13 protein-coding genes are annotated in these 14,518 nt (G+C 43.8%); 6 read left to right on the top strand and 7 right to left on the bottom strand.

The features are described from left to right. Positions 1 to 15: 15 nt before the first annotated feature. The 6 genes from AAA942_RS04215 to AAA942_RS04190 form a co-directional block, all read right to left on the bottom strand. The gene (locus AAA942_RS04215; RefSeq protein ID WP_338218985.1) at positions 16 to 1,194 is read right to left on the bottom strand and encodes an MFS transporter; all 1,179 of its coding nucleotides are present in this window, start codon (positions 1,192 to 1,194) and stop codon (positions 16 to 18) included. Next, a complete protein-coding gene (mgrA, locus tag AAA942_RS04210) occupies positions 1,194 to 2,213 on the bottom strand; it encodes an L-glyceraldehyde 3-phosphate reductase (RefSeq protein WP_338218984.1) in 1,020 nt (339 codons plus the stop codon). The genes AAA942_RS04215 and mgrA overlap by 1 nt, the downstream gene beginning before the upstream one ends. Before the next feature lie 22 nt (positions 2,214 to 2,235). After that, complete coding sequence (locus AAA942_RS04205; RefSeq protein WP_338218983.1) at positions 2,236 to 3,570, bottom strand: YfcC family protein; 1,335 nt, start codon at positions 3,568 to 3,570, stop codon at positions 2,236 to 2,238. After that, entirely contained in the window at positions 3,567 to 4,679 is a 1,113-nt protein-coding gene (locus AAA942_RS04200) for a serine hydrolase domain-containing protein (protein WP_338218982.1), read from the bottom strand. Before AAA942_RS04200 ends, AAA942_RS04205 begins: the two co-directional genes overlap by 4 nt. A gap of 4 nt (positions 4,680 to 4,683) precedes the next feature. Next, positions 4,684 to 6,024 (bottom strand): flavin-containing monooxygenase, encoded by a 1,341-nt coding sequence (locus AAA942_RS04195; RefSeq protein WP_338218981.1) that lies wholly within the window; start codon positions 6,022 to 6,024, stop codon positions 4,684 to 4,686. Positions 6,025 to 6,486: 462 nt separating this feature from the next. After that, a complete protein-coding gene (locus AAA942_RS04190) occupies positions 6,487 to 7,185 on the bottom strand; it encodes an SIR2 family NAD-dependent protein deacylase (protein ID WP_338218980.1) in 699 nt (232 codons plus the stop codon). Between the two features lie 204 nt (positions 7,186 to 7,389). On the opposite strand from AAA942_RS04190, the gene AAA942_RS04185 reads away from it, so the two are divergent. Together AAA942_RS04185 and AAA942_RS04180 are read left to right on the top strand one after the other, a co-directional pair. Further along, positions 7,390 to 7,545, top strand: coding sequence for a hypothetical protein (locus tag AAA942_RS04185; RefSeq protein ID WP_338218979.1), 156 nt, complete (start codon positions 7,390 to 7,392; stop codon positions 7,543 to 7,545). Further along, the gene (locus AAA942_RS04180) at positions 7,542 to 9,404 is read left to right on the top strand and encodes a hypothetical protein (protein WP_338218978.1); all 1,863 of its coding nucleotides are present in this window, start codon (positions 7,542 to 7,544) and stop codon (positions 9,402 to 9,404) included. Before AAA942_RS04185 ends, AAA942_RS04180 begins: the two co-directional genes overlap by 4 nt. Before the next feature lie 17 nt (positions 9,405 to 9,421). On the opposite strand, the gene AAA942_RS04175 is transcribed toward AAA942_RS04180, so the two are convergent. Beyond that, positions 9,422 to 9,550, bottom strand: coding sequence for a hypothetical protein (locus AAA942_RS04175; protein ID WP_338218977.1), 129 nt, complete (start codon positions 9,548 to 9,550; stop codon positions 9,422 to 9,424). Between the two features lie 1,904 nt (positions 9,551 to 11,454). Between AAA942_RS04175 and AAA942_RS04170 the strand changes: the two genes are divergently transcribed. The 4 genes from AAA942_RS04170 (at position 11,455) to AAA942_RS04155 (ending at position 14,514) form a co-directional block, all read left to right on the top strand. Further along, positions 11,455 to 11,613 carry a hypothetical protein gene (locus tag AAA942_RS04170; RefSeq protein WP_338218976.1) on the top strand — a complete coding sequence of 53 codons (159 nt, stop codon included), beginning with the start codon at positions 11,455 to 11,457 and terminating at the stop codon, positions 11,611 to 11,613. A gap of 133 nt (positions 11,614 to 11,746) precedes the next feature. Then, the gene (locus tag AAA942_RS04165; protein ID WP_338218975.1) at positions 11,747 to 12,226 is read left to right on the top strand and encodes a hypothetical protein; all 480 of its coding nucleotides are present in this window, start codon (positions 11,747 to 11,749) and stop codon (positions 12,224 to 12,226) included. A gap of 249 nt (positions 12,227 to 12,475) precedes the next feature. Beyond that, the gene (locus tag AAA942_RS04160; protein WP_338218974.1) at positions 12,476 to 13,264 is read left to right on the top strand and encodes a hypothetical protein; all 789 of its coding nucleotides are present in this window, start codon (positions 12,476 to 12,478) and stop codon (positions 13,262 to 13,264) included. 80 nt (positions 13,265 to 13,344) lie between these two features. Beyond that, entirely contained in the window at positions 13,345 to 14,514 is a 1,170-nt protein-coding gene (locus AAA942_RS04155) for a hypothetical protein (RefSeq protein WP_338218973.1), read from the top strand. The last annotated feature ends 4 nt before the right edge of the window (positions 14,515 to 14,518 follow it).

The raw sequence follows: 14,518 nt of genomic DNA, 5'->3' as shown, positions 1-14,518 counted from the left end.
TTTATGATTTTGGGTTTACTTTTTGGAGTTTTTGAACCAGAAGAAAATTAAAATTCCTACCACTGGTCCAATAGCAAGTAAGCCCAGAGCAGTCCGCACACCTAGCTCAGCAATTAGCCAAGTGGTCAGGTAAATGCTGACAATCGTAAGTCCAAATCCCAGTGAATTAACCAAAGTCAGGGCGGTGCCTCGGTGTTCAGGTGAGACACTTTGGGCAACTAAGGTGGAAAATTGGGGAGAATCCGCAGTCACCAGCAAGCCCCAAACCAACAAAAAGGGCAATACCCAAAAGCCTGAAACCCCAGGGAAAATCAGAAGAATCACCCCGCATAAGCCCGAACCAATCAGACTGAAAAGAGCGACTTGTTTACTTCCTTTTTTCAATGCAATCTGACCCCCTAAGGCACAGGAAACACCTCCGGAGGCAATGACCAAAAAAGTCCAAAAGGAGGATTGGGAAGAGGAAGCAGTATCTTGAGTCAAGGCCAAAATCAAAGCTGGAAGAAAAGCCCAAAAGGTATATAGCTCCCACATATGTCCGAAATATCCTCCGGCGGAGGCTTTCAGGGCATTGTTTTTGGCGAGTTGGGGAAGGAGGCCTAGGTCAAATTTGGGATTACTCTTGCGAAAGGGACCATTGGGGACCAGAAAGCCAATTAATGCTCCTCCTAAGATGGCCAGCAAAGAAGTGGCGAAGAGGATGATTTTCCAAGAAATAGTGATTCCCAATCCTTTCAGCAAAAAGGGAAATGCGGTGCCCAAGACCAATGCTCCGACTAAAAAACCCAAAGCTACACCCAGCCCTTTTTCAAAGTAATCTGCCGCGATCTTCATCCCCACGGGGTAAATCCCCGCCAAAAAAAAGCCCACCAGAAATCGGAAAACCAGCAAAGAGGTATAGGAAAAAGGAAGAATCAAAATCAGCAGATTGGACAAAGAGGCCAATACCGCACTGAAGAAAAATACGTCCACGGGAGAATACCGATCAGGAATGGACCCTAAAGCATAGAGAAAAGTTCCAGAGATAAAGCCCAATTGGACCACCGAGGTGAGCATGGGCACAATGCCTTCTTTTCCCAAAAGTACTTCCCATTCCGGAGCCGCAGCATTGCCTGCAAACCATAGAGAAGTGCCCAAAAACTGAGCGATGACGATCAGAATCAGGGCACTTCTTTGTGAGTGAATTTTGGGCATCAGCCTTTGAGGATGGATTGAATTAGGTTGGTTTCTTCAGAGGAAAATTTCGTATTCGCTACCGCAGCCACGTTATCATCCAGTTGCTCAGGCTTGGACACACCGATCAATACGGAGGTGATTCGGGGGTCTTTAAGAAGCCAAGCGATAGCCATTTGAGCTAGACTTTGCCCTCTTTTTTTTGCAATCTCGTTAAGTTGAGATATGAGATTGAGCTTCTCTGAAGCGATTTGCTCGGGTTTGAGGTAGCGTCCATCTTTGGCTGCCCGAGAATCAGCCGGGATTCCTTTGAGATACTTATCTGTGAGAAGGCCTTGCTCCAAAGGAGAAAAGGCAATGCTACCTATTCCTTTTTGCCCCAAGACATCCAAAAGGCCGTTTTCCACCCAGCGATCCAGCATGCTGTATCGGGGCTGATGAATCAGCAATGGCACACCCATAGAAGCCAGAATATCATAGGCTTTGGCGGTATCTTCGGCAGAGTATTGTGAAATCCCCACGTAGAGCGCTTTTCCCTGACGGTGCAGTTGGGCGAGAGCGCCCATGGTCTCTTCCAGTGGCGTATCCGGGTCAGGTCGGTGATGGTAAAAGATGTCCACATAGTCCAATCCCATCCGCTTCAGGCTTTGGTCACAGCTGGCAATGAGGTATTTTTTGGAACCAAAATTCCCATAAGGTCCCGGCCACATATCCCAGCCAGCTTTGGAAGAGATGAGCAGCTCATCCCGATAGGGGAGAAAGTCCTTTTTGAGGATTCTTCCAAAGTTTTCCTCCGCTGATCCAAAAGGAGGCCCGTAATTATTGGCTAGATCAAAATGACAAATTCCCAAATCAAAAGCTCTTCTCAGGATTTTTCTTCCTAAAGTGAAATCGGCATTGTGCCCGAAATTGTGCCAAAGACCGAGACTGATTTCTGGAAGTCTCAGTCCGCTATTTCCGCAAAAGCGGTAGTTCATCCGATCGTAGCGGTCAGCTTGGGGAAGGTAAGGGAGTAAAGGTTCGTGATCGTTGATATGCATGAGTAAGATTATTTTTTTTGAATCAGCCAAACCAAAGGATGCCCAAAAGGCAGATGGCGATTGCGAAAATGCTGATAAAAACCCAGCTTTTCCAAATGTAAGCCATCCAATCCTTGTAATTGATTCCACCGGCGGCAATGATCGCCATCATTCCCCCATTGGTCGGAGTGATGACATCCATCAGGGCTGCTGCATACTGATAAGTAAGCACGGAAACCTGCCGGCTGATCTGAAGTAGGTCTGTAAGTGGGGCGGCCAAAGGAATGGTCAGCGCAGCTTGACCGGATGTACTCGGCACAGGCAAATGAATCAGGGCCTGACTGATGTACATGCCAATGACCGCTACCGAATTGGGAAGGTTTTCCAGTGGAGAGAAAAGGCCCTGGATAATCGGGTCTATAATGGCCCCTTTTTCCAGAATGACGAAAATACTCCTAGCAAAGCCAACAATAATTCCCGCAAAGATCATCTCCCTGAATCCCTGTACATAGGCTCTTGCAGTACCGTTGAGGCCCATTTTTCCGATCAGTCCGCAAGCTATTCCTACCACGAAAAACAAAGCCGACATCTCATTGTATCCCCAGTCCCACACGGTAATCCCATAGGCCATCAGGCCGATTCCACCGAAGGCCAAGAATAGAATCAGGGCATTGCTGCCTGAGATTGGGCTGGGTTTGAGACCGCCTTCCAGACTGATTTCTCCCTTCTTTTTGCCTGCCAATCGATGAAATGTAATCCATCCCAAGACAGCAATCAGCCAAAATCCAATCCGGAAAACTGATCCAGAAAATGGCTCCAATTCGGCTATTTTTTGCGCCAGCAAACCAACAAAAGGATTGATCGGGGAAAATGCCGCTCCCACTAAGGCAGACCCTAGAGTCAGTGCGACAATGGACCTGAGGTCATAATTGAGCTTTCGGGCCAAAACCACCATAATTGGCACCATGGGGATGATCTCTTCCTGCATGGAAATCGAGGCCCCGCCAAAAGCGAAAACCAGCCCCAAAAGATAAAACAGCAAGAATTGGGAATTGCGGAAAGTGTAAATCAGGGATTCAATACCCGCTTGTAATGCTCCGGTCTTTTCCACGATGAAAAAAGCTCCTCCTAAAAAGAGAATTAGCACGATAATGTCGGCACCGTTGATCACACCTTCGGGAATGGACAGGATAATGTCTCCCAAGCTCGGATTGATATCCTCAATCGAATGAAAGCTTCCCGGTACCACGACTTCTCGGCCGGTTTCTTCATTGACAACCCTTTCAAAACTCCCCGAGGGAATCAAATAGGTAGCTGCACCGGCCAGAAGGATAAAAAATAAAAGAATGATGAGAGGATCAGGAAAAGAGATTTTCATGGATTGGGAAAAAGGGTTTTTAAAAGGGTTTCTGCAATTTTTTTTCTGTGATCTGAGATGTCTTTTGCATTACTGAGAAGAAAAAAGCCCGTTTCCAGTTCGTAGGAATAGGCAAATAGCGAGCTGTAGCCTGCCTGACCTCCATAGTGTCCGGTAAATTCCTGACCATGGAGACGGAAATGTTGGAATCCAGCCAATTTTCCTGAGGGAAGCGTCAACCAGTCCAACTCTTTTTGAAAGTCGCCCATCTTTCCCCTGCCCAAATGAACCAAGGCCACCGCCAAATCTTCAGCTGTCGTCACCAGGCCGGAAGAAGGGGAGGGACTTCGCTCAAAGCGGATTTTATTGGCTTGGATGCGTTTCCAAAGAAAGGTCTTTTCATGCCCTTGGATGGGATTGTCGGTTTCTGGCCATTCCAAGACAAAGTCGGAATGCTTCATGCCGGCTTTTAAAAGAGTGGATTCGCTCAAAATTTCCTCAAAAGGCCGGGGTCTCTTCTTTTCCAGTCCATAGCCAAGAAGGTCAAAATTAATATCAGCATAGTGCATGGAATCCTCAGGACCCCGTTTTTTGGGGATTTGATTAATAACCTGAGAAAGGGGCTGGTCTTTTTCTCTGTGAAAAAGCCGGGTAAACAATCCGGGATCTTTGAATCCTGAGGTATGTGTAAGAAGTTGAGCCAAAGTGACAGAACCCAAAGCGTCTACGGCCCTTTCTTCCTTGGGGAAAAGCTCTTCCAGGGGAGTTTCCAATGTAAACCCTTCCTCAATCCCTGCTTGAGCCAAGGCTAAGGCTGTAAAAAGTTTGGAAATCGAGGCCACGGGAATCCGGCTATTCAGCTCCATGCTGTCTTTAGTGTCCAGATTTTCAAAGCCAAATGCTTTCAGATACTCTACTTTTCCCTTGCGGACAATTCCCACAGCCAAGCCGGGTATGAGGAATTCGGCGAGACTCTGTGCAAATAGAGAATCCAGTTTATCTTCCTTATTTTGGGGAAAACTCACAGGACTCAGCCTGACTTTGGGGTGACTTTTGGTCCACTCCCAAACCAAAAAAAGCAGGAACCAGAAAACCAATCCGTATCCAAGGTATTTGATTTTCCGATTCATAAGATTAGGAGGATTGGAGCAGATTTTCCCGGGCCGAAACCGGAGTTTTGGACACAAAATCAGCAGGCAGCTCCTTTTTCAGCGCCTTGACAAACAGGTGATAATCAACCGTAATTGTATGTCTTGGGGTGTCGATCTGTTGGTAATGAGGATGCGAAACCTCCCGTTCACAGAGTTCCTTGATATTTTTTGGTCGTTTCCACTTGCCGATGAGTTCCTGCGCCATCAGCTTGCTCTGCAGCTCTGCTCCAGGCCAGATACAGCCCAAAGGCTGAAACATACCGATAAAATATAGATTAGTGATGGTCGGGTGGAACATTTTCAGATACAGCGGCACGGGACCTTTGGAATAGTCAATAAAATCCGGGTCAAAGAAAGGATGGCTTAGCCAATAACCCGTGCAGGCGATCACCGAGTCGTATTCCTCCTCTTTTCCGTCTTCGAAAATGACCTTTTTCCCCTCAAACTTTTTGATGTCCATTCTGGGCTTGACTTTCCCGTGACGGATTTTGTGCATCAGCTCATCATTGATCGTGGGATGTGTGGCGCCAAAAGGCACGGTGATGGGCCTCAAGCCGTAGTTTTTATAATCTCCCCAGAAAAACTTCAGCAAGAGTTCATTGAAAAAGGATCGTACTTTGACCGGGAGCCACTTGGTGCCTTCGGCCACTTTGTCTGATGGTTTACCAAAAAAGAACTTCGGTGCGATCCAATATCCTCTTCTCCAGCTGATAGCGGTACTTTCGGAAACTCGGCTGGTCTCCACAGCCACATCGCAGGCGGAGTTGCCCCCTCCGATGACCAAAACCCGCTTACCTTCAAAAGGAGCAGCTTTTTTGAAATGATGGGAGTGGAGGAATTCTCCGGTAAACTCTCCCGGATATTCAGGATATCGCGGCTTCCAATGATGTCCATTGGCTACCGCAAGGTCGGTGAAGAGTTCCTTGCTGATGACTCCGTCTTTCTCGGTAGTGATTTCCCACGTATTTTCATCGATCCATTGGCAGTGCTTGACCATAGTGCCAAAGCGGATATGGGGATATAAGTTGAATTTGGCTGCATAGGCCTGAAAATACCTTCTCAGGGTGTCGTGAGATGGATAATCCGCCGCCTCAGAGTCAAATTCGTCAAAGGTAAAGTCGGCATATTGCGAGAGCGTCTTGGAAGAGATGATGTGAGTGGTCTCAAAGACACTCGAATGACTTTCGTCTTCCGAATAGATCCAGTTGCCGCCTACGTCCTGATTTCGGTCAAAGGCTACGGCTTCTATTCCCTGATCCAGCAAATTCTTCAGGGCAGTGATTCCAGATGGTCCTGCTCCGATTATCGCTACTTTCCGCTTCATTTCTTTCAGTAATTACTTTAGGTTTGGGCATTTAATCTAGGGAAAAAGATTGAAAGAGTGGAAGGTTGAAAGGGGAAGATTTGGATGACGGAAGATGGGAGACGGGAGACCGAAGTTGGAAAGTTGGAAAGTTGGAAAGTGGTAATGTTGTAAGAATAGGCCTGAGGTGCAGTATTCGGCAACTCCCCCCTCTAGAGCCTGTCCCGAACTTGATTCGGGAGGGACTAGGGGGGGTGAAATGTGGGAAGACGGAAGACGGATGATGGGAGACGGAAGACCGAAGTTGAAAAGTTGAAAAGTGGTAAAGTTGTAAGAATAGGCCTGAAGTGCCAGATTGAGTAATTCCCCCCTAGAGGGGGGCTAGGGGGGTTAAAAAGTTTGATCTATACCAATAAATGGCTGGAGTTCGATTTAATCTTGTAAACCTGTACTGAGCGGAGTCGAAGTGTCGTAAATCGTAAATCAAGATTCAATTTCCCTCAAAATCATCTCCTCAAATCTCCGAATCCCCACCGTGGCAGGTTCTGGGATTACCTCAACTGATCGTAAATAACTCCCCGGAGGATTGGGATCAATTAGGTACTTTTTGGCATGAGCCGGAGCATAGTCAATCAGACTGGCTGCTGGATAGACTTGCAAAGAGGTGCCGATGATCAGCACGAAATCAGCCCTTTCCATCCACTCCATCGCCGGATACATCATGGGTACTGCCTCCCCAAACCAGACGATAAAAGGCCTCAACTGACTCCCTTTCTCGCATTTGTCCCCTTCCTTGATTTCCCAATGATCCAAGTCATATACCAATTTGGGGTCAAGCGTGCTTTGGGCCTTGCGGAGTTCCCCGTGCAGATGGAGTACCGAAGAGGAACCCGCCCTCTCGTGGAGGTCATCCACGTTTTGGGTAATGATTTTGACTTGGAGATGCTGCTCTAGTCGGGCAAGGGCGAGGTGAGCGGCATTGGGCTGGCAGTCCCGGGCCTGCTTTCTCCGCTGATTGTAGAAGTCAAGGACCAGGGCCCGGTTTCTTTTCCAGCCCTCGGGGGATGCTACTTCCATCACGTCATGATTTTCCCAGAGGCCATTGGATTCGCGAAAGGTCCGGATGCCGCTTTCGGCAGAGACTCCGGCACCGGAGAGGACGAGGAGGGTTTTTCGGGACATGGGCCAAGAGATAAGATAGAAGCTGAAAAATAGCAAAATATCCCCGGCAGGGACAAAAAGCAACTAAGGATTCACAAGTTTTTTGGCGGAAATACTAATTCCTACTTTTTAGTTTTCAGCGATGTTCTATATTTAGGAAGTAATTTTTAAAAGACCCGAGAAACTGTATAAAAAATGAAGCAATGCTTTTTTCAAAATTCTTTAATGGGGCAACTCTGCTCAGCTGGAGGGAGATTCAGGCAGTGGAAAGCCCTGCAAACGGACATCGACCGCATCGACCGGGAGATCGATGCCTTGGTGTATGAGTTGTATGGATTGACCGAGGAGGAGATTAGGATTGTGGAAGGGGGTGAGAGATGAGGATTGAAGAAAACATATCATTATTTGGAAAAGTATCAGTGAATTTTTTAGAAATATCTAAGATTGTATTTAATTTATATGAAAGTACAAATGAGATAGAAAGACAAAAAGAAACCCCACATTTAGGGTTAATATCAAAAGCATTTGTCGGAATTAATCATTCAAGATGGGAATATTTAATTTTACAATGCGTTATTTCCGAAATAATAGACAATAACAATAAAGGAACAAGTAATACTCAAGGTAGCATTACAATTAATAAGGAAGAATTTTTTGGTAATGATATAATTAAAACATGGATTCTTTTATCAAATTTTGGACATTGCAAAAATACTATTGGCGATGAAAAATCAATTTTATTACATTGCACACAAAGTAAAAAATTTAAAAATTTTTTAATAAATTCTATTAAAGATGAGGATTTAAAAAGATTTTCAAGTAAAGTTATTGAAGATTTTGATTATGTGAATTTCCATCATGTTCTATCTATATATAGAATTTTTAAAAACACAAAGAAACAAATATTCTTACGTGAAAAATTGCTAAATATTTATAAAATATTATTATTACCCATTAAGGAAATAGAAAATATAGCAAATGGAGTAAAATCTCAACAATTACGATCAATATATCGAATCATAAGAAACGTTTGTATTATATCTTTAGATTCAAGGAATTCATCACTTCCAATAAACATAGATATACTTTCAATAATATTGTCTTACAATTTTACAGAAAACAGATATAATGAATCAACAATAGATTTGATTTTAAACCCTATTCTGTCTTCTTTATATGAAACTTTATACTTAAATGAACAAAGTCAATTGTTTCAAAGGGATTATGAAATTAAAGCGAATTTAAGTCTGTACAAATTGACAAATGTTGAGTCTTTTAAATTGGCAATTGAAAATGCGATTCACCTAGGATTATCTAGTGATTTTAATTGTAATTATTCCCACTTTTTAAGAGTTAAATTAAATTCCAAATATGTTGAAAAATCAAAATTCTCTGAAATCTTAAGAACAGCGCTTACAATAAGAAGAGAATTATCAGAAATAGCTGAAGCATCAGTTGATATTAATCCATTTTCTAAAGACTATTTTTTCGATTTTTACTTTTCAAAAAACAAGTTTAATAAATCTCACATGGTAAAATATTTGCAAAACATAGAGGGAGTTCTTGACAGACAAATTTTAGGAACAATAGACCAAAGCATTGATGAATACAAACCAATAATAAGTAGGTTAGGAAAAGAGTTTAATTCACGAGAATACTATAAAGACATTGTTGAGGCTCTAAAAAAAGAATTATCTAATATTGCAATTGAAAAAGTAAAAAAAGAGAATTTACAAACATATAAATCCATTCTTTGGTCATTTTTAAGGTTTCATTTTAAAGAAAGATATTATTTCGATATAGAACATCATATTAACGATGAATATAATTTTTTTGGTGTAAAAATATCTGATGGATTGGATATTCTGACAAGTCAACTTAATAAATCCATAAATTTAGAGAAAGATTTAGATAGGAAACATGAGTTGCTTCAATTACAAAAAGGTGTATCTAGGAAATTTGATGGAGTTATTATTGCATGTCTTAATAGAATAATTATTTATGACTACTCTCAACCACCAAGTAAAAGAATGGTTACGGACATCGACTCTCTAATTTTAAAATTTAATAAAAATAATATATATTTTGAAATTCATGAATCTAAGAATACAAAAAACGCTGAATCAGAAGCAAAGAAAGACATTAAAAATAAATTAAGCAAGGTATTAGATAATAGTTTCAACAAATACAGTATAAAGACTGTAAGAAACATGGGCGCCAAAGTTGTTTACAAATATTAACAATCCACCGTCTGAATTTAGATTAAGCGTTGGTTTAAGCGGAGTCCGGACTGCTGTACGGGTGTAACTCCGCCTTTATATCCTTTGGATCCCGTACAACTGTGTGGATGCAATTCCTGTTTGGCTTTTTCATCAAGATCGTTCATCCCGTAGGGATGTCCTTTGGGTAGAAAAAATTTGACACCCGGATTTATTCGACTCCGCCACGGCGGATCGTATTGATCTATAGACCATTCTTTTCTACCAATATTTGACCCGTACCGGGTCGGTTCCTCTCTGTTTAAAATGATTGGGCTAAAGCCCGGAAACTAGGGTGCTTGATTCTTTGCCTCCGTCCCGAAAAAATCGGGACAGGAGGCAATTCAATTTTTCCCCAGCTGAAGCAGGAGGCAATTCAATTTTTCGCCATCTGAAGCAGGAGGCAATTAAAAGCTAGGGTACCTGTTGTTGAATTGGAATGTGGCTTTAGCCCATTCAAACTATAGGATTTTTGTAACATGAGGCTTTAGCCCAATTCTATCTTTGGATATTGCATCGTAGTCGATCCTCCTTCCTGCCTCGTTGGCAGACAGGCTCGCAATGAGGGGAGGGGGTACTTCGGAAGTACCCCTACCCACTTCCGAAGTACCCCAGTTTGCCTTTTTTCTCAACTAGTTCGCCTCGGAGAGAAACCTTTTCGGCAAATCAGCGAACCGGTTCGACTATTCGGTGAAAAAGTTCGGCAGTTTGGGAAACCGGTTTACCGTTTTGCTCGCTCTTTTCGAAGAATTGATAAACTCTTTCGGCACTTGGGTGAAAAATTTCAGCAAATCGGGAAGCGTGTTCGTCTTTTAGATGAAAAGTTTGGATTCGGAGGCGAAGCGGTTTTCTTTTTATCCAAGAAAAGGGAGTAATCTTCCAGGGGAGTTTGCTTGTGCAGGGAGGTACCTAGTCTTGTGGGGAAGCTATGCCACAAAAAAAGCCGGACGCTTTCGCATCCGGCCCATGTGTTAAGTGTAATCCGGCAATTTTTCTTTTACTCAGGGAGTTGGAGGAGTTCTTCTTCCCTGACCGACCTAGGCGTAGTCTATTGCCAATCAACTTTGAGGTTCTGTTGACGCTGGGTGTAATTTGTAATTCAGCCCTTTTATTTTTTGGAATTTGTACTTCCATCCTAATCCCGAAGGGATTGAATGTTTATAGCCAAAGACGTGTGGATTTTCCATCCGACCCCGTGTGGGTCGAACCCTTTCACTATTTCCGATTCCTATAAACATTTGACCCATTCTGGGTCGGTTTTGAAACCTATCGGCTATGAATGGGAATGTGGCATTCCTTCCCCCTTTCAGAGTGTAGATTAAGCGTCGGTCAAAGCGAAGTCTCTGCTTTTATATTTTAAAGAATTTGTAATTCCCCCAGATTTCTTCCTTAGAAGCCACAAGTTCAATTCATCCCGTAGGGATGTCCTATTGGTAGAATTAAAGATTGAGATTATTTATTCGACTCCGCCGCGGCGGATCGGATTGATAGATCGATTGTTGTTTTCTACCAATATTTGACCCGTACCGGGTCGGTTCCTCTCTGTTTAAAATGATTGGGCTAAAGTCCGGAAACTAGGGTGCTTGATTCTTTGCCTCCGTCCCGAAAAAATCGGGACAGGAGGCAATTCAATTTTTCCCCATCTGAAGCAGGAGGCAATTCAATTTTTCCCATCTGAAGCAGGAGGCAATTAAAAGCTATGGTACCTGTTTTTGAATTGGAATGTGGCTTTAGCCCATTCAAACCAGAGGATTTTTGTTTCATCGGGCTTTAGCCCAATTCTTTCTTTTGATATTGCTTCGTAGTCGTTCCCCTGCTGCGGGCAGGTCAGAAGACCTGTCCGTCCTCCAGGCGGAATTGAACCAATTGGGCTAAAGCCCATCAAATTTTTTTCTCCTTATTTTAGCCTCCAGCTGAAGCAGGAGGCAACACAATTCAAATAAAATTGGCATTTGAATAGGAATGCGGCTTTAGCCCGTTCCCTTCTTAGGTTTTGATTCCCATGGGGCTTTAGCCAAAAAAATCCTCTCTGTTGGGTCCAAGCCCGCCTGCATCGGGCAGGCCCGCCTGTATCGGGCAGGCCCGCCTGCATCAGGCAGGCCCTCCTGCTGCAGGCAGGTCAGGAGACTTGAACCATGGGAGATTTAAACTGCTCGCTTGTCTTGCCAACTTCGCACAGAGGAGTGTCTAATCTGAACTTAGGTTTCCATCTGACTTTCAGCTTGAAAAAACTTGCTAAGTGATAAATCTCATAGTAAAGCTTCGAGGAACTGGATACTTTATAGGAAGGATTTGAATTTGTTAAACCTCTAAATTCTTTACCTATGAAACTATTCCAAAGTCTCTTGGTGATGATGTTTATCTCACTGGCCTTTTCGTGTTCTCAGGAGGACATGGAAGAGGTACTTGTAAAAGAAGGTTCTTTCAAAATCAGTGAACTGGCCGGAAACTGGGAAGCCACGAAAGCCCAATATAGTGTGAGTTCGCTCTCTGTGGATGTGGTAGAAAATGGAGGGACTGTCAGCATGAGTGTACAAACCAATGGTCGGTTTACCCTACGAGTTGATCCAATTAACCGGGATGCCTACACGGTCAGTGGAGAAATGTTTTGGGAAGAGTGGCAACAAACCTACCGCTTTGCCATAAGATGGGATAAACTCCCCGAAGAGTACGAGGTATATGCGCACACTTACGATGGGGGCATATTTTCTCTGAATGGTGGGGAAGGCAGCGGAGAATATGATTTTGATGGGGATGGTGATTTTGAAAAATGCACCGTGCATTTCATTTTCAGTCGTAGATAAGGTTCATATTTTGATTGGTCCAAGCCTGCTGAGGGTAAATCAGCAGACTTGAACCAGTTCGGTTAAACTTTATACCCTTCCTACTTTACGTTAGGTCAATCTTCTAGGCTTCAAGTTTTTCAATTTTTCAAGTAGGGATTCGAACCCTTGAATCGTCCAAGGGAATAGAAAAAGTGGCCTTCTCACTTTTTATTTTCATCATTAGAATTCCTTATATTTGATAAGATTTTAATGTTTTTCTTTTATCCAATGCGGAAAAATCTATTTCTTTTCCCCTTCGTTTTTGGTCTCGCTTTCTCTGCTTTTGCACAGGATGATGCAGCGGAACTGGCCAAAAAACTCGCAAATCCAGTTTCTTCCCTGATTTCGGTTCCGTTTCAGAATAACACCGACTATGGCATAGGGGCTTTCTCAGGCACAAGAAATACACTCAATTTTCAGCCGGTGGTTCCCGTTTCTGTCGGCAAAAATCTCAACATGATTACGCGGGTGGTTTTGCCGATCATTACCCAATACAATATTACCGGGGAGGGGCAAAAGCAATCCGGGCTGGGAGATGCCGTGCTTTCTGCCTTCTTTTCCCCCAAGAATTCAGAAAAACTCACCTGGGGCGTGGGACCAGCATTTCTGCTTCCCGTGGGCACCAATGATTTCTTGACCACAAATAAATTCGGAATGGGACCTACTGCTGTGGCCTTGAAGCAGTTCAACGGATGGACGGTGGGAGCTTTAGCCAATCAAATCTGGTCGGTAGCCGGAGATCCGGATAGGCCTGAGGTCAGTCAGCTCTTTGTCCAGCCTTTTTTGGTCTACAACTGGGCTTCGGGTGCCGGTCTGGGAGGCAATCTGGAGTGGACCCAAAACTGGATTTCCGACCAAACGACCCTTTGGCTCAATCCCACGGTAAGTGGGGTGACTGCCCTGGGCTCTCAAAAAATTCAGTTTGCTGTCGGCCCTAGGCTAAACTTGGCAGCACCGGAAGGAGGCAAGGCCGATTGGGGCTGGAGAGCAGTTTTGGTGTTGCTTTTTCCTAAATGAGTACAAAGTCCCATTTTAGGTTCTTTCGTATACCCGGTTCTTATTTGTAACTTTTCTTTACTAACCACCAACATTTTATGATGAAAACAATCCTATGTTTTTTATTCCTAGTCCTATTCATGGCTGAAGGAGTAAGGGGTCAGGAGGCTCTCACCACGATCAGTTTGGACCTGATTCAAAACAAAATCAACGGAGGTAAACCTCTGCCTTCAGAGGAAAAATTCTACATCCGAGGATCCATTCCCAAAGAAGTTGAAATGGTCAAAGTGTCGCTCTATCCTTCCAAAAAATCCGAGAAATCGGGACAGACCTATTTTTGGACACCCCCTTTTGGCTACAAAAAGTTGGATTTTCAGCTTTTGGTAGAAGACGAGCTTCGGTCCAATGAGGACTATCACATGGATTTTGGATTTTACCAAAAAGCAGGTGTGGATGAAGTCAAGGAGCTGAGGGAATTGATCACCACCAATATCAGCAATTATTTAAATACCATTGTCACTGTCAAGAAAGGAGGAATTCATTTTGAGGATTCGGATGAGCAGATTCTGACCAATATGGGAGTGATTGTAGATCGGGGAGCCTACTATTTTGAGACGCCCAATGGGGTGAGGTTTCCGGGCTTTTCAGACCTTACCCGGGACAAGCTGGAGCAGCGAAAGCGACTCAGAATGGGAAAGGCAAAGTTCAATGCTACTGGAGTGGCTGAAGGAGACAATGCCCGGGCAGTCTATGCAAGGCAGTATTTGGATGAGCTGCTGGCTATCATCAGTGCGGAAGTGGATCAATACCTGACCACCAATATGATGGTAAGAGTGGGTGAAAAATCTTTTCAAAATTACCCGACAGAAAAGAAACCCAATTCCCTCTTGCTCAATGCGGGCTACGGGTTGATTTCTCTTTCCAAAAATCTTCCTCAGCAGGAGTTTGTCCACAGTCCCTATGTGGGATTTTCTTTTCCTCTCGGAAATAGGACCTTCACCAAATTTCTGAGTAATGTTTCCTTCAGCGCCGGAGCTTTTGTATCTGGCAACATTGAAAATTCTTTAGGCGAAGAAATCACCGGACCCTTGTTGGACAGACCTGTCTATGTGGGATTGGGGTATAATTTTTTCCGGTTTTTCCGGCTCAATGCCGGTGGGGCTTTTCTTACCACTGAGCGATTGGACGGCTCCAAAACGCAGTCTTTTCATCCTTTTGTGGGAGTTAGCGCAGAGTTTAGGATTTGGTTGGGCTTAGGAAATAAAAGATAAGCAG

This window comes from Algoriphagus sp. oki45 (assembly GCF_036245605.1).
Taxonomy (GTDB): Bacteria; Bacteroidota; Bacteroidia; order Cytophagales; family Cyclobacteriaceae; genus Algoriphagus.
Note: the sequence above shows the minus strand (reverse complement) of the source record. Positions and strands in the feature narration are given on the sequence as shown.